General features: G+C 57.5%; 12 protein-coding genes and 1 pseudogene. 10 read left to right on the top strand and 3 right to left on the bottom strand.

What is annotated here, in order from left to right; translation table 11 throughout:
- The first annotated feature begins 63 nt into the window (after window positions 1-63).
- Window positions 64-963, top strand: coding sequence for a hypothetical protein (locus SJQ66_RS09310; RefSeq protein WP_024903945.1), 900 nt, complete (start codon window positions 64-66; stop codon window positions 961-963).
- Between the two features lie 57 nt (window positions 964-1,020).
- Window positions 1,021-2,232: an acyl-CoA dehydrogenase family protein gene (locus SJQ66_RS09305; protein ID WP_024903946.1), complete on the top strand. Its 1,212-nt coding sequence runs from the start codon at window positions 1,021-1,023 to the stop codon at window positions 2,230-2,232.
- A gap of 73 nt (window positions 2,233-2,305) precedes the next feature.
- Here SJQ66_RS09305 and SJQ66_RS09300 read toward each other — a convergent pair whose 3' ends face one another.
- Window positions 2,306-3,907 (bottom strand): ABC transporter substrate-binding protein, encoded by a 1,602-nt coding sequence (locus SJQ66_RS09300; protein ID WP_052738269.1) that lies wholly within the window; start codon window positions 3,905-3,907, stop codon window positions 2,306-2,308.
- 416 nt (window positions 3,908-4,323) lie between these two features.
- Here SJQ66_RS09300 and SJQ66_RS09295 point away from each other — a divergent pair, with 416 nt between their 5' ends.
- The 4 genes from SJQ66_RS09295 to SJQ66_RS09280 all read left to right on the top strand — a co-directional run bounded on the left by SJQ66_RS09295 (window position 4,324) and on the right by SJQ66_RS09280 (window position 8,084).
- A complete protein-coding gene (locus tag SJQ66_RS09295) occupies window positions 4,324-4,671 on the top strand; it encodes a DUF3088 domain-containing protein (RefSeq protein ID WP_024903948.1) in 348 nt (115 codons plus the stop codon).
- A 213-nt stretch (window positions 4,672-4,884) separates the two neighbouring features.
- The gene (locus SJQ66_RS09290) at window positions 4,885-5,955 is read left to right on the top strand and encodes an LLM class flavin-dependent oxidoreductase (RefSeq protein ID WP_320533975.1); all 1,071 of its coding nucleotides are present in this window, start codon (window positions 4,885-4,887) and stop codon (window positions 5,953-5,955) included.
- 128 nt (window positions 5,956-6,083) lie between these two features.
- The gene (locus SJQ66_RS09285) at window positions 6,084-6,902 is read left to right on the top strand and encodes a phosphate/phosphite/phosphonate ABC transporter substrate-binding protein (protein ID WP_320533974.1); all 819 of its coding nucleotides are present in this window, start codon (window positions 6,084-6,086) and stop codon (window positions 6,900-6,902) included.
- Between the two features lie 159 nt (window positions 6,903-7,061).
- Window positions 7,062-8,084 carry a fatty acid desaturase gene (locus tag SJQ66_RS09280; RefSeq protein WP_320533973.1) on the top strand — a complete coding sequence of 341 codons (1,023 nt, stop codon included), beginning with the start codon at window positions 7,062-7,064 and terminating at the stop codon, window positions 8,082-8,084.
- 55 nt (window positions 8,085-8,139) lie between these two features.
- Here SJQ66_RS09280 and SJQ66_RS09275 read toward each other — a convergent pair whose 3' ends face one another.
- Together SJQ66_RS09275 and SJQ66_RS09270 are read right to left on the bottom strand one after the other, a co-directional pair.
- Window positions 8,140-8,850, bottom strand: a complete 711-nt coding sequence (locus SJQ66_RS09275) for an extensin-like domain-containing protein (RefSeq protein WP_320533972.1) — start codon at window positions 8,848-8,850, stop codon at window positions 8,140-8,142.
- A 117-nt stretch (window positions 8,851-8,967) separates the two neighbouring features.
- A complete protein-coding gene (locus SJQ66_RS09270; RefSeq protein ID WP_046152826.1) occupies window positions 8,968-9,597 on the bottom strand; it encodes an FMN-binding negative transcriptional regulator in 630 nt (209 codons plus the stop codon).
- A gap of 129 nt (window positions 9,598-9,726) precedes the next feature.
- Between SJQ66_RS09270 and SJQ66_RS09265 the strand changes: the two are divergent.
- From SJQ66_RS09265 to kdpB, 4 genes and pseudogenes are all read left to right on the top strand, one after another.
- Window positions 9,727-11,069, top strand: a pseudogene (locus SJQ66_RS09265) (aminotransferase-like domain-containing protein).
- A 223-nt stretch (window positions 11,070-11,292) separates the two neighbouring features.
- Entirely contained in the window at window positions 11,293-11,388 is a 96-nt protein-coding gene (gene kdpF / locus SJQ66_RS09260) for a K(+)-transporting ATPase subunit F (protein ID WP_024903956.1), read from the top strand.
- A complete protein-coding gene (gene kdpA, locus SJQ66_RS09255) occupies window positions 11,385-13,193 on the top strand; it encodes a potassium-transporting ATPase subunit KdpA (RefSeq protein WP_024903957.1) in 1,809 nt (602 codons plus the stop codon). Before kdpF ends, kdpA begins: the two co-directional genes overlap by 4 nt.
- A 102-nt stretch (window positions 13,194-13,295) precedes the next feature.
- Entirely contained in the window at window positions 13,296-15,368 is a 2,073-nt protein-coding gene (kdpB, locus tag SJQ66_RS09250; protein ID WP_320534183.1) for a potassium-transporting ATPase subunit KdpB, read from the top strand.
- Window positions 15,369-15,433: the final 65 nt, after the last annotated feature.

Raw genomic sequence — 15,433 nt, 5'->3', positions numbered from 1 at the left:
TCAAAGTCGTGCCGGAACGATGCAGCGCGACGGGGTAAGCGAGTGAAAACAGGTGGCATACGGATGGAACTGACCATCGACGACAGCAATATCGGCGTGGCGCCGGGCGGCGGCGAGGGCGCGTCGTTGCGTCATCGTGTCGCGATGCACCCGACGCTAGGCATCAAATGCCGCTTTGACGCGCAGGGACGCGCCTACGCAGAAATAGCGGGTAAACGGATTGGCAGCCTTACCTCTGAAATTTGGGAGATACCCGGTCCATTGCCTGATGCAGGCGGGTCGACGGCGCGTGAGAAGGGTGCCCTCGCGCCACATCCCACCGGGATTTCGCGTATCGCGCAGCGCGCATATCATGGCGCAATGGGCCCCGCGGCGGCGCGGCCCATTCTTTCGTCGCGACCATCGTCGTTGATGAATGATGTCGCAACACAGGCATTGCCTGGCGTACTCGATGACCTCGATGATTCGTCTTTGATCGACGCGGACCGTATTCTAAGAGCGGTGCACGCGGTGAACTTCTTTTCTGCGGGACAGAGTTCGCTGCTATTCTTGCCGGTTCACGATCGGCTGCTGAAGAGCATTCGTTATGATCATGGTAAGCATTTCGCGCAATTGCTGGTTTCGCTTGGCTTGAGCCCCGCGCGCGTTGTTATCGAAATACCCCCGGCGTCCTCGGCGCACAAGACGTTCCTCGCATATTTGCTGCGCAGCTATCGATCGTATGGCTTCAAGGTCGCGGCGTATCTGGAAGATGCCGGAAAAGTGCTGTCGATCGATTCCAGCGCCATGCCGGATTTCGTCGTCGCGCATGCTGCCACCGCATTGCGGGATGGCGTGGTTCGGCCACTCGTTCGCTTTGGCGGAATGACGAGGGTCCGTATCGTCTTCGCCGCCGTCGCGAATGACGACGAAAGGGATCGTCTTACCGCGATGGGTGCAACGTATATCGAAAATCGCCTGTGACACATGCCATTCGGCGCGTGATCGACCGGATTATCAATCAGAAAATGGGATCGAGACATGAATATACGGCTGAACTCCGCTGCGCAACGTGCGACGGTGCTGAGTGCGGTACCCGCATTGGCCAAGGAGATTGGTCGCAACGCGGCAGAGCGTGAGCTTGCACGCATTCTCCCCTATGACGGCTTTGCACTATTCAGAGAGTCGGGCTTGGGGCGCTTGCGGATACCGGCCGAGTACGGTGGCCTAGGCGGGAGTCTTGAGGACTTGTTCGAGATCGTTATGACCCTTGCGGCCGAAGAATCCAACGTCGCGCATGCATTGCGGACGCATTTTGATACAACAGAATGGTTATATGTATCCGCCCCTGCGCCCTTTCTGGAGCGCCAGATCGATCGTATCGTCGGCGGTGCGTTGTTCGGTGGCGGATCGACCGAACGCGGCACGGCGAAACCTGGGCAAGTCACGACGCAGTTGGTGCGGGATGGGACGCATTTTCGTTTGAGTGGCAAGAAGTACTACACCACGGGAACGGCTTTCTCGGACTTTGTCCGCTTCAACGTATTGGACGAGAATGGTACAGCCGCGAGCGTCATTCTGCCTCGGGACCGCGACGGTATCGAAGTCGTCGATGATTGGGATGGTATGGGGCAGCGGATGACGGCCAGCGGTACCACCGTTCTGACGAACGTGATCGTCTATCCGGAAGAAGTGTGGGCGCGTGGATATACCACGCTTGCCGGACGGCACGGGGGAGCGCTGCGGCAGTTGCATCTTGTTGCTACCGCTGCGGGCATCGTGCGCCGAATCGTTTCCGATGCGGAGGACTACGTGTTGCATCATGGGCGCGCCGCCTTGCACAGCGCTGCGGCGTTGGCGCGGGAAGACGCTTTTATCCAGCAAGTCATCGGGGAGCTAGGCGCGCATCGGCACGCGATCGACGCCCTGGTCCGAGAAAATGCCCGTGCGCTGGGTGTGTCGGCCGAGGCCATCAGACACAATGCGCCTGATGCCGAAGCGTTAGTGCTGCAAAGTGCGCTTGCTACGGCCCGTACACAATTGATTGTCAGCAAGCTGGCGCTGCATGCCGGCGAGCGGTTGTTCGAAGCGGGTGGGGCATCGGCCACATCCCGTATCTACAATTTCGACCGCCATTGGCGTAATCTCAGAACGTTGTTCAGTCACAACCCGCTGTCGCATAAAGCGCGTGTATTAGGTGACTATGCGCTGAACGGAACAACCACGCATTTGATCGAAGGGCGAGTTTTCTGAGGTATCAGGTTGTGGTAAGGCAAGATCGGAATTGCGCTATAGGCGCTACCGTTACCGACGAGTGCCCTGGTATTTACGTTGATGTCACGAACACGTCAGCGAGATTGCCATTGAGGCCATCCGCCGTCACGGTGTGATGATGGACGCGTCTGTTGTACACCGTGATCTGTTTTAATGTGATCAGGTCGTAAATGGGCAAGTCGGCACCTACCTTTTGTTGGAATGCCTTGAACAAAGCAATCCGTTTTATCGCGTCAGGTTCGGTTGCCGCCGCCTCGAGCAACCGATCGACCTCGGGATCAGTATAGTGCGTCGCATTGGAGAATGGCACGCCCTTGCGAAAGTTCTTCGACCAGTAGAGGCGCTGCACACCTACGCTGGGGTCGAAGGTATTGCCGAGAAAGTTCGCATCCAGATCGAAGTCCCTATCCGTGTATATGCGTTTTACATAGGTGGCGAAGTCCTGTGAACGAACAGTGGCGTCGATACCGATGCCACGCAACGCCTGACGTAGATAGGCGGCGAGTTGCCTGAAAGATGGGTCGTAGGGGTTGTAGTCGATCGTCAGCGCGAATCGTGTTCCGCCGCGCAGCGGATACCCGCTTTCGTCAAGGAGTTTTGCGGCCTTCTCGCGATCGAAGGGATAGGTAGGGACAGTCGGGTCGTAGTATTGGCTCAGCAAGGGGCTGATGGGAGACGGCGAAGATATGCCGAAGCCAAAGAACACACTGCGCAGGATCGTCTCACGATCTATTGCATGGGCGATGGCGTGGCGCACTCTTACATCTTTGAGGTAGGGATTGTCCAGATTGAATTGAAGTTGCGTCTGTGCTGCGTTATAGCTATAGCCACGTGTTTCGACGGCAAGGCGTGCAAGGCTTTTCAGTCGTGCGACGTCGGGCAAAGGTACGGGATTTTCACCGGCAATATCCAGCTCGCCGGTTTCCAGGGCCGCCGCGCGTGCTGATGGATCACTGATGAAACGCAGGATCAATTCATCCAGATACGGTTTGGGAGCGTCCCAATAATGCGGATTACGCACCAGACGCACGTGGCTGCCGCGAATCCATTCCTTGAACAGATAGGGGCCGGTTCCGATGGGTTTCACATTATTGGGATTCGATAACGGATCGCCATCGCTATAAAGGTGCGACGGGAGGATGGGTGATTCCTGTGCCGCCAGCGCGTAGATAAGATAGGGTGCCGGCTTCGACAGTCGAATGATCGCGGTGTGCAAATCGGGTGTGTCCACTGAGGTGACATTGGCGAATGTCGTGCTACCACGCGGATGATACTGCTTTAGTAACTGTACGGAGCGTCTGACGTCGTTGGCGACGAATGGCTTGCCGTCGTGCCAAGAGACGCCTTCACGCAAGTGAAAGGTGTAAGTCAACCCGTCGTCGCTGATGTTCCAGGCGCGCGCGAGTTGCGGCTGTGGTTTGACATCGAAGTCATAGCTGAGCAAGCCTTCGGTGATTTTTGGCGATGCCTTTTCTTCCGCGCCGGCTGACGTCGCGAAGCTGACCAAGGCGTTCGGCTCTGGATTGACAAGCAGAGCGAGGCGGCCGCCATACACCGGCTTGATGGTGTCGGAGGTGCCGACGGGGGCTGCTAGCGTGCGGGCGGCGGTGCTGCCAAAGGCGATGCCCAAGCAGGAAGCAACAATGCCGTGCAACGCGGTACGACGAGATGGATAGTCGATCGTGCGTGGTGCAAGACTGCTTCCGTTTTTTGCGTGCTGCAAGACGAGATCCCGCCTTGCTGATGTCTTTCCTGAACACATGACTTTGCCTTATTGGGAAATCCGTTGGAAAACGTGCCTTCCTGGCTGACTGAGTAGATCAAAATGGATATGCGGAGTGAAAGCGTAGCAGTCTGTATTTGAAGTGCTAAATATTGATTTTCGATAAGTACAGCGATGGTGTTCTGTTGTATCGCGCTAACGTTTGATTGAAAGAGAGCGTGTCGCATCTATCGGGCTGCAGTGCTTTAACGCGATATCCAAATTCCGAATCATTCGTTGTGTCAAGCCAGACTGCCTGACTACGCTTCGAAGGTGCCGCCATGGCACATCCAACGATGGAGGAATACATGACTAAACGTGACACGCTGTTTTTGCTGGAGGCCGGCTTCAGCGATCCGCAATACCCGGGAGAACGTTTCCTGTGTCCTGACGGCGCTGCGATAGAAGGACTATTGGCGTCCGATCGTGCGCGCGCGGCGCGTCTCGACATTATTCGGGTGCCGTTTCCAAAACCACGCGAAACGGTTGTCGCCGCGCTGGACGCAGAGCATCAAGGTGTCCCCCTCCTCATTCTGGGTGATGAACAGGCCACGCCTGACGATGCCAAGTCATTGCGCGGTCGGAGATATGTGGATGATCCAAACCGAATCCTGTCTCTGCTCGCCGAGCGGCATGGTTTTCCCAAATTACATTGACTTGAAATGTAGGTGACGGAAGGTATTTTCTTGGCGACGCTGAGGTTGTGCGCAATGTGTCACGTCACGGGTACGTGAACTGGCCTGCGATGGCGCCCTGGGTTCGCACGTCTGCATTATGCAAAATAGGCATAAGAGCATGTCAAATGCTTGGTTCGCGCGGGATAGCGTCCGCGGTATGCTGGACGCTCTCTTTTATGGATGGCGTTGCATATGGGCCACGACTCGGAATTTCTGTGGTATATCCCAAATCAGTCGGTGGCCGGCCATCGTGGTGACAAGGTAGTCGCTGACCATAACAGTTTGGCGACACTGACCACACAGGCGAAAGCGCTCGAGGAATACGGCTGGAAAGGTGCACTGCTTGGTGCCGGCTGGGGCCGTCCGGATACTTTTACCGTGGCTACGGCCCTGGCCGCGCGCACGCGGACGTTCGAGCCGTTGATTGCTGTTCGGCCCGGCTATTGGCAGCCGGCCCAATTAGCGACTGCCGTTGCAACGCTCGACAATCTGATCGACGGTCGGGTTCGTCTCAATATCGTGTCGGGGAAAGACGATCTTGCGGCGTATGGCGATCGGGAAGGCGATCACGGGCAGCGTTACGCCCGCACTCGCGAATTCATGCAACTGATCCGGCGCTTGTGGACCGAAGAAAATGTGACCTTCAACGGGGAATACTTCCAGGTTACAGCGTCAACCTTGTCGCCACGGATTCAGCCGCGAGGGGAGCGGCGGCATCCAACGCTGTACTTCGGTGGTGCGTCAAGCGCTGCGGAAGAGGTCGCCGCAACCGAGGCCGATGTACAGTTGTTCTGGGGAGAGCCGCTGGCTGATATCGCAGAGCGCATCGACCGCCTGAAAAAACGTAGCGAGATAGCGGGACGAACGTTGCCACCGTTGAAATTCGGCTTGCGCGTCACCACGCTGATCCGCAATACATCAGAGCAGGCCTGGGCCGACGCCGAAGCCAGGGTGGCGACGATGGCGCGCGGCGACGGCGGACAGTGGCATGATCACAGACACACATTGGCCGTAGGGCAAAAACGTCTGCTGGACTTGCAGTCACGTGGTGATGTATTGGATGATAATCTCTACACCAGCCCTGGCAAATACGGCGGCGGTGGCGCTGGCACGACCTGGTTGGTCGGGTCGGCCGAGGAAGTGGCACGGTCACTGCGCAAGTACGAGGCCCTGGGCATTTCCCATTTCATCCTTTCCGATACCCCCTATCTGCAGGAAATTGAACGACAGGGCAGGCAATTGTTACCCCTGCTCCGCGATTAAAGATGTTTTTTACGCCCCGGGGGAGCAGTGAAACCAGACTGATGACCCCGCGGATGCTCATGCGGGATGGGCGAGAGAACGTATACTGTTGGCATCATCATGGATGCCTTGTCGGTGCGAATGCCTGAATGAATTGGATTGTTGCCTTGCCGATGTACAACGTCACGACGTTACTGGATCAACAGTGGCGGGCACTATTACGTGATGTCATCATGCAATTGCGGGCAATGGGTATCAAGGACGCCATTACAGTGCATGATACCCCGGGGCCTGATATCGCTGCATTATGGCAGCGTCCCGATCTGTTGTTATCACAGACGTGCGGCTATCCACTGATGTTTCAGTTAAAGGAAAAGGTACAGGTTGTTGCGGCACCGGTGTTCGATGTAGAGGGATGTGATGGACCGTCCTATCGAAGTGCGATCGTCGTCTCGGATAACGCTTACGCATCAGGTGCCACGGAACTGGCGGCCTGCCGGGGCTTGCGTGCTGCTTATAATACGATGGACTCGCACAGCGGCATGAATGCGTTTCGCGACCGCGTGGCGCCACTTGCGAAAGATGGCCGATTTTTTGCATCGGTGGTTGAGACAGGGTCGCACATCGCCTCCCTTCAGGCGGTCGCGCAAGGGCATGTCGACATTGCCGCGATCGATTGCGTGACGCTGGCCTACGCGCGTGACGCATTCCTGTTCGTCAGGCAACGAACCCACTGCATTGATCTGACGGTCCCTGCGCCCAGTCTACCGTTTATCGCGTCGCCTTACGTGGACGGTACGCTGCTGGCGCAACTGCGAGTGGCGCTCGCCACAGCGATCACCCTCGACGACGGGCGTGCGCGTGCACTGCGTTTAACGGGCATCGCGCCCATGAATCGTGCGGCGTATCACGCCATTGTTTCCGCGGAATCCAGGGCAATCGCGGCCGGCTACCCATCACTATCTTAGCCGAGGACGTCCGACGGCATTGGCACGTCTAGGTCGGCGGATTTTCGCATTTTCCAGCGGGTATAGCAGCCTGCGTGATATCGATACAAGCATTTTTCGCTTCCCGGTCGAGGTTCATGGGAATTAGGATGGCCAGTGGGAAACGAGGTGGGTGAATTGATGAATAGGAATACAAATCATAAAGAAAGCGGGGAAGCCGAAAACGGCACGCACGCCACCGCTTTCTTTGATGCGGAACATGCGCGTGCGATATGCCGCCTGCAGGAGCGCTTCATTGCCCGATCCGAATGGCCGACGTGGGCAGTATGTGTGAGTGTCTATGGAATGTGGATCGGCACGCTGGTGTTGTTGCATTTGCAGTGGTTGAGTTTGTTGCTAGCCACACCTTTGCTTGTTTTTTCAGCGGCATGGTATATGTCATTGCAACATGAGTTGTTGCATGGCCATCCAACGCGATCCTGGCAATTTAATAAGTTTTTGGGTTATGCGCCATTGGCGGTGTGGTATCCCTATACGCTTTACCGCGACTTGCACATACGGCATCACCGGGATGCAGACTTGACAGTTCCGGGGCTGGACCCTGAGACTAATTATGTGGATGCGGCCAGATGGCAAGGCATGTCGCGGATGGCGCGGCAACTCTGGAAAATTCAGCGTACGTTCATTGGCCGGATGATTGTAGGACCGCCGTTAGCGGTGGCTCGAACTTATGCAGATGCGGCGAATGCGCTAGCGCATGGCGAATGGCACTATCTAAGAATGTGGTGCACGCATGGCCTGTTGTTGTTCGCGATGCTGGCGGGGATGCGGCATTGGGCTGGCGTTCCGGTATGGTACTACCTCATTGCTGTGTCATGGCCGGCATTGTCGCTGTCAATGATTCGGTCATTCTATGAGCACCGCGCGGCGGAGGTTGTTGGGGAGCGTACCGCAATCAATGAGGCGGGATGGCCGATGCGTCTGCTTTACCTGAACAACAACTACCATCTCGTGCATCACGATTTGCCGGGGCTGCCATGGTATCTGCTGGCAGCGGCTTATCGCCTGCGATCCATTGATTACATACAGAAAAACGGCGGTTTCCGGGTCGCGGGCGGATACAGGACATTGCTGAGAAAATTTGCTTTCCGGGAGCCCGACGCGGCGGTACATCCCATCGCCATTCGTGTGTCACGTCGTTGAGCGTCGATATTCAGGGGAGCGCGCCGTCCTTCGCAATGCGCTTTGCCGATCGTGCTCAACGGCAGGTGTGGTAGGGACCCATGTCGAGATGCAAATGCGTGTGATGAAGGGCGTTGTAATCAGGCCCCAGGACGACGTGGAAATAGCGGCAGGCGCCGTCTCGTGCCTGTTTCAAAAGCATTCCTCGCGGCGTGTCGCGATGCCAATCATCAGCGATTGATATGCGTTGTCCGTTGCTGAGGACAAACGCTTCTATGTCGATTGCGTTTGCATGGGCATGCTCACTAAGAGTGCCCTGTGATGCATGATTGATATTGCGGCAGGCGAAGGTACCAACATGATCAATGCGGGTGACGCGAGCGTGCTGTAGCGCAGCCGCAGGCTGCCAGGCGTGTCGCTCCGCCATGGCAAGACTTAGCGCCAGTGGGCAGCTCGCAAGGAAACGCTGGTTGACGGCGGCGTCGGAGAGTCGCGAGACGCGCACCGCGTCATGGACAGCGCAGCCATTTACAGAAGTGGTATCGGCTACCGCCTCAAACGTCATTCCGGATGTTGCAAGGGCGGCCATGCACCGCGCCGGATCATGCGTTGCTTGCCAGAATTTCCATGTCGTCAACGGCCCCGGTGCCGCCGCGACGTTAAGCGGCACGAACGGGTTGAATCGCTCCGACACGGGGATCTGACCTTGCTTGATCATCCACGCCGCGCCAAGCCCGCCAAGCAAGACAGTCAACAATAGCCATGCGACGGCTCGGCCAAGGGTCATGTCGTCTCCGGTGATGTCAGGGCGCCTGCGTAGGCGTGCTCGCGCGCTTTACTAGCATTCCCCATACCCGTGTGCTGTGTTATTGGGGCACTTTAACGGCGCTTGCCAGCGTTAACGTTATTTCTTTGCAGCGAGTGCCGACATCGCGGCGCCCACTTCATGCTGGCCTCGCGCGATCAATGCGTCACTGGCACCTCGAATATCGGCTGCATCCTTGTTCTGCCCCAATTTGCGTTTGCCCACGAGCCGGGTAATTTCGATTTCCACACCAACGATCGCCTTCAACATCGTATTCAAATAGTCCGACGGAGCATCGCCCATTTTCCACGGCACCGCCTCGCCCGCCTCATGCGTTCGGGTCAACCGTGCGACGACGCCACGTACAAACGCCTCGTCGTCTCGAATTCGGATCCGGCCATGCGCATGCACCACTGTGTAATTCCAGGTGGGTACCTGACGATGATGTTCATGCTTGCTAGGGTACCAGGACGGCGATATATACGCGTCGCCGGCGTGAAAGATCACCATGACGTTGTCGTCATTGGTGCATGTTTGCCAGAGGGGATTGGCACGTGCAATGTGGGCGTGCAGCGTGCCGAATGCGCCATCCGCGCTTAATTCGAATGGCAGATGATTGGCATCGAATCCTTGCGCATCCCGTGTCACGAGCGTGCCTAACGGATGTTCGACCATCAACGCGTGCAGCACCTGGGTGTCGGTTTCGAGAAACGCGGATGGAATGTACATGATGGACTCGTTCGTGGCGGGGCAGTGAAGGGACAACCGGAAAGCGGTCCGATGGTGTTTCGTCGATTATCCCAAGGAAATGGTTTATTCTGTAGATCCATTTTTGATACAAATGAATAGACCACTATCATGCCGCGCACGGCGAGTAATGTCGACTTACCATGGTTGCCAGTACTGGATCGCGGTGCCGGAAATCTCGCTCGCCAACTGTCGCAGGTTTTTCGAGATGCCATCCAGCGAGGGGATTTGCGAGTGGGCGAGGCGGTACCTTCGACCCGGCTGCTGGCAGCGGTGCTGCAAACCGCTCGTGGAACAGTGGTGGAGGCCTACGCGCAATTGATCGCGGAGGGCTTTCTTGAGTCGAAAAGCGGTGCGGGCACGCGTGTGGCGATTGCCTTCACCGACATACAACCCGCGCAAGTACGTGATCGCAATGCTTCGGAACAGCAGCGTGTCGACTTGCCGAGAGCCGTATTGCCGCCTCATGCTGCACGCTTTGCGCGAATCGCCGCCGAATTCCGCGCGCTGCCGGCGGTGCCCTTCGCGGGTATCCATACCATTCGGATCGGCCATGCCCGGAGACGCTTGGCGGCGGCTTGGTAATCGCGTGCGTGCAACGGGCCCCGGTGCGCCCGCGGGATATGGAGAGGCACAGGGGGTGTTACCGTTGCGCGAAGCCATTGCGACTATGTCCGCAAGTCACGATCGGTTCAATGTCAGGCGAGCCAGGTTATCGTAACGAGCGGCACGCAGCAGGGCTTGTATCTGACGAGTCAGGTGTTACTCACGCGGGGAGATGCAGTCTGGGTCGAGAATCCCTCCTATCGCGGTGTGACAGCAATGCTGGAAAGCACTGGCTACGGAGAGACAATGATTCGCGTGCCTGTGGACGCAGATGGCATTGACGTCGAAGCAGGCATTCGCATGGCTGTACACGCGCGTGCTGCTTACATTACACCGTCGCACCAATATCCGATGGGGATGCCGTTGAGCATGGCGAGGCGCAACGCCCTGCTGGCCTGGGCTCGTCGAGAAAATGCCTGGATCGTCATCCACCCGAGGCCGACCAGTATGTGCTGGCGGCCTACATGCAGGAGGGGCATCTGGAGCGGCATATCCGAAAAGTCCGCAATGTATATGCCGCCTATCGCAAGGCTTTGCTGACGGCACTGGATGCACTATTGCCGACCGCGTATGCGTGGGTTGCGCCAGGAGATCAGGGCATGCACCTCGTGCTCTGGCTGGCAGCAAACCTGGACGATCGCGCGATTGCCCTCGCCGCTGCTGATGTCGGAGTTGCTGTCCGCGCGGTGTCCCCGACATTCGCGCCCGGAACGGGTCGTCCGGGATTAATTTTGGGATTTGGTGGCTTCACGGTTGCCCAGATGTGGACGGCCGCAGAGCGACTTGCCAGCGTGATTCTTTCTGCAAAACCCGCCCGCGGGCGAATGTTCGCGTGCCTGTTTAATTGAAGCTCGCCTGAGCAACAAAGAATTTATAGTTTCTTTATACCGGTCGTTACTTTCTTTGCAGGTTCTTTATGGCCCTTTAGATAGTCTTCGTCTTGACCCAATCCCCATGAGGAAGGAATCAAATGGACGTTGTCTATCTGGCCGGCATGCTCGGCTTGTGCGCGCTCTGCGCGGTGCTGATCCAAGGGTGTACCCGCTTGCATCGCCCGCCCGGAGGCCGCCCATGAGCGCCTGGAGTGTGTGGACGGCCGGCGCCGCATCGGTGCTGCTTTTTGTGTACCTGGTGTACGCGCTTATCCGGGCGGAGGATCTGGAATGAATGCCAATAATCTGGGCCAGGCAACCGTGCTCATCGTGTTGCTATTGGTGTTGGCCTTCCCAGTAGGACGTTATATCGCGTCCGTCATGGATGGATCGTCATTCGTCGTGCGGCGCATCGGACGACCGGTCGAGCGATTGTTATACAAGCTCGCCGGCGTCGACCCCGGCAGCGAGATGTCGTGGAAGCGGTACGCACTCTGCCTGCTGGTATTCAGCGGTGCCGGCACCTTGCTGTTGTATGCGATCCTGCGATTACAACAATGGCTTCCGCTCAATCCGCAGGGCATGGCCAATATGACGCCGGATGCGGCATTCAATACGGCGATCAGCTTTGTCACCAATACGAACTGGCAGGAATACGGCGGCGAAAGCACGCTGGGCTATTTTGCGCAAATGGTGGGTCTTACCGTGCAGAATTTCCTGTCGGCGGCCACCGGGATTGCCGTTGCAATCGCGCTGATCCGCGGCTTCGCACGCCATACGACAAGCACGATCGGCAATTTCTGGGTAGACCTGACGCGCATCACGTTGTATATCCTTGCGCCGATCGCTATCGTATTCGCGGTCTTTCTCACCGGGCAGGGCGTTATTCAAACGTTTTCGCCCTATCGCGACGTGGCCACCTTACAAACCACGACGTACCAAACGCCTAAGCTCGACGCAGCGGGTAGCCCCGTTAAAAATGCAAAAGGCGAGCCGGTCATGGTTGACGGGACAGCCGACAAGCAAACCTTGGCGTTAGGTCCGGTGGCATCGCAGGAAGCGATCAAAATGCTGGGCACGAACGGCGGCGGTTTTTTCAATGCCAACTCCGCACATCCATTCGAGAACCCCACGCCGCTGAGCAATTTCATGCAGGTGCTCGTGATGCTGTTGATACCTGCGGCGTTGTGCGTGACATTTGGTCGTATGGTAGGTGACAAGCGACAAGGACGCGCTTTGCTCGCCGCTATGACGATTGCATTCGTGTTGGCCGTGGGGGTCGAGCTGACGTCGGAGCAGGCTGGTAATCCTGCCTTTGCTGCGTTGCATGTGGATCAGGCTGCCACGGCAATGCAGTCCGGAGGTAATGCCGAGGGTAAGGAAACGCGCTTCGGCATTGCGCAGACGGGCATATTTACCGTCGCGACCACGGCCGCATCCGCCGGTGCCACCGATGCCACGCATGATTCGTTGACACCCATTGGCGGCCTGGTTCCCATGCTGTTGATGCAATTGGGCGAAATGATCTTCGGGGGAGTAGGGGCGGGCCTTTACAGCATGATCATCTTCGCGGTCCTTGCCGTGTTCGTTGCTGGCCTGATGATCGGGCGCACGCCGGAATATCTCGGAAAGAAGATCGAGTCATATGAAATGAAAATGGTGGCGATCACCGTATTGCTTACCCCGTTTCTGGTACTGGTCGGCACGTCCATCGCGGTCCTGGCCGATGCGGGCGTTGCCGGCATCCTCAATCCAGGACCGCATGGCTTCTCTGAAATTCTCTATGCCTTCACGTCCGCATCGAACAACAATGGCAGCGCATTTGCCGGGCTGACGGTGAACACGCCGTTTTACAACGTATTGCTCGGCATCGCCATGTGGCTGGGGCGCTTTGTCTGGATCATACCGGTGCTCGCAATGGCTGGCGCGCTGGCCGCGAAGAAGCGACTTGCACAAACCGCAGGTACCTTGCCGACGCACGGGCCGTTATTTGTGGTGCTGATATTGGGCACGATCGTGTTGGTTGGTGCGCTGACCTACGTTCCTGCGCTCGCGCTTGGACCCGTAGTTGAGCAGTTGATCATGCTCGCCCCCCACTAAGCGCTTCCCTTTAAAGATAACGTCATGAATTCTCCGTTGAATAAGGCGCCAACGCAGACGCCTTCGGCCTTGTCGCCTACGTCGCGCTCCGCCTCCCGCTCGATGTTTGATCCGGCGTTGTTGAAGCCCGCTTGCATTGACGCGTTCAAGAAACTTTCGCCCCGCACACAACTGCGCAACCCGGTCATGTTTTGCGTCTACGTGGGTAGCGTTTTGACGACTGTCCTGTGGATCGCGGCGTTGGTGGGACGTCCCGCATCATCCGATTCGGCGGGTTTTATCCTCGCCATCGCACTGTGGCTATGGTTCACCGTGCTTTTCGCGAATTTTGCCGAAGCCCTTGCCGAGGGGCGTTCGAAAGCGCAGGCCGCATCGCTTCGAGAAGCTAAGCGCGATGTATTGGCGAAGAAGCTCGTCGATCCAGCACGTCATGACGCGTTCGAGTTGATCAATGCATCTTCTTTGCGCAAGGGTGATCTTGTGGTCATCCAGGCGGGCGATACCATTCCCGCGGATGGCGAAGTAATCGATGGGGTTGCCGCCGTCGACGAATCCGCCATCACTGGCGAGTCGGCGCCGGTGATTCGTGAGTCAGGGGGCGATTTCACCGCCGTTACAGGCGGCACCCGAGTATTGTCGGACTGGATCGTTGCGCGGGTGAGTGTCAATCCAGGCGAAGCGTTTCTGGACCGCATGATCGCGATGGTCGAGGGAGCCAAACGGCAAAAAACACCAAACGAGATCGCGCTGACCATTCTGTTGGTGGCGTTGACCCTGGTCTTGTTATTCGCTACCGCCACGCTGTTGCCATTCTCGATATTCTCGGTTTCCGTCATGAAAGCGGGACATGTCGTGTCGATTACGGCCTTGGTCGCGTTGCTGGTGTGTTTGATTCCAACGACCATCGGAGGCTTGATGTCCGCGATCGGCGTGGCCGGCATGAGTCGCATGCTGCAGGCCAACGTGATTGCCACATCAGGTCGTGCGGTTGAAGCGGCGGGCGATGTCGATGTGTTGTTGCTGGACAAGACGGGAACGATTACGTTGGGCAACCGTCAGGCGTCGGCTTTCGTTCCCGCGCCGAATCGGACGGAAGCCGAACTTGCCGATGGCGCGCAACTTGCGTCGCTGGCGGACGAGACGCCTGAAGGGCGCAGCATTGTCGTATTGGCAAAGCAGCGCTTCAATTTACGCGAGCGTGATATGGCTGCCTTGCAGGCAACCTTTATTCCGTTCAGTGCGCAGACGAGGATGAGCGGTGTGGATCTTCCAGACCGTGCATTGCGAAAGGGCGCGGCAACAGCCATTCGACGGTATGTAGAGGAAAGCGGGGGTGACTTCCCTGCCGCGGTGCAACATGCGGTGGACGACGTATCACGTCGTGGCAGTACCCCGCTTGTTGTGGCGCAACGTCGCCTCGACGGCGACGCGCCTGCTGGAGTCGTCGGCGTTGTCGAACTCAAGGATATCGTGAAAGGGGGGATCAAAGAGCGTTTTGCGGAATTGCGCAAGATGGGCATCAAGACGGTCATGATCACCGGGGACAATCGGTTGACCGCCGGGGCGATTGCCGCCGAAGCGGGAGTCGATGACTTTCTGGCCGAAGCCACGCCGGAAGCCAAGCTGGCCATGATCCGATCGCATCAAGCGGAAGGCCGACTGGTCGCCATGACAGGCGACGGCACAAATGATGCCCCGGCACTTGCCCAGGCCGATGTCGCGGTGGCGATGAATACCGGGACGCAGGCCGCGAAGGAGTCGGGGAATATGGTCGATCTGGACTCGAACCCGACAAAACTGATTGAAATCGTCGAAATCGGCAAGCAGATGTTGATGACGCGCGGCGCGCTGACAACCTTTTCGATTGCCAATGACGTCGCCAAGTATTTTGCCATCATTCCAGCGGCGTTTGCGACTACGTATCCCCAATTGCGGGTCCTCGATGTCATGCATCTCAGTTCGCCATCGTCGGCAATTCTGTCGGCAGTGATCTTCAACGCCCTGATTATCGTGTTTCTGATTCCATTGGCATTACGCGGTGTGCGATATCGCGCACTTGGGGCAGCAGCGCTGCTGCGGCGCAATCTGCTGATCTATGGTCTGGGAGGGCTGCTCTTGCCGTTTCCGTGCATCAAGCTCGTGGACATGCTTTTGACTGCGTGCGGTTGGGCTTGAAACGTACTTGTTATTTATCGGCGGGCGGCTTTCCATCGCGTCACGTCAGTCACTCATGAACTGAG

Origin of the sequence: Robbsia andropogonis (assembly GCF_034047095.1) — a bacterium.
GTDB classification, from domain to species: Bacteria; Pseudomonadota; Gammaproteobacteria; order Burkholderiales; family Burkholderiaceae; genus Robbsia; species Robbsia andropogonis.
Note: the sequence above shows the minus strand (reverse complement) of the source record. Positions and strands in the feature narration are given on the sequence as shown.

Coding starts and splice junctions, on each gene's coding strand:
- SJQ66_RS09310 (WP_024903945.1), top strand. CDS start 64: ATGGAACTGACCATCGACGACAGCAATATCGGCGTGGCGCCGGGCGGC.
- SJQ66_RS09305 (WP_024903946.1), top strand. CDS start 1,021: ATGAATATACGGCTGAACTCCGCTGCGCAACGTGCGACGGTGCTGAGT.
- SJQ66_RS09295 (WP_024903948.1), top strand. CDS start 4,324: ATGACTAAACGTGACACGCTGTTTTTGCTGGAGGCCGGCTTCAGCGAT.
- SJQ66_RS09290 (WP_320533975.1), top strand. CDS start 4,885: ATGGGCCACGACTCGGAATTTCTGTGGTATATCCCAAATCAGTCGGTG.
- SJQ66_RS09285 (WP_320533974.1), top strand. CDS start 6,084: ATGAATTGGATTGTTGCCTTGCCGATGTACAACGTCACGACGTTACTG.
- SJQ66_RS09280 (WP_320533973.1), top strand. CDS start 7,062: ATGAATAGGAATACAAATCATAAAGAAAGCGGGGAAGCCGAAAACGGC.
- SJQ66_RS09275 (WP_320533972.1), bottom strand. CDS start 8,850: ATGACCCTTGGCCGAGCCGTCGCATGGCTATTGTTGACTGTCTTGCTT.
- SJQ66_RS09270 (WP_046152826.1), bottom strand. CDS start 9,597: ATGTACATTCCATCCGCGTTTCTCGAAACCGACACCCAGGTGCTGCAC.
- kdpF (WP_024903956.1), top strand. CDS start 11,293: ATGAGCGCCTGGAGTGTGTGGACGGCCGGCGCCGCATCGGTGCTGCTT.
- kdpA (WP_024903957.1), top strand. CDS start 11,385: ATGAATGCCAATAATCTGGGCCAGGCAACCGTGCTCATCGTGTTGCTA.
- kdpB (WP_320534183.1), top strand. CDS start 13,296: ATGTTTGATCCGGCGTTGTTGAAGCCCGCTTGCATTGACGCGTTCAAG.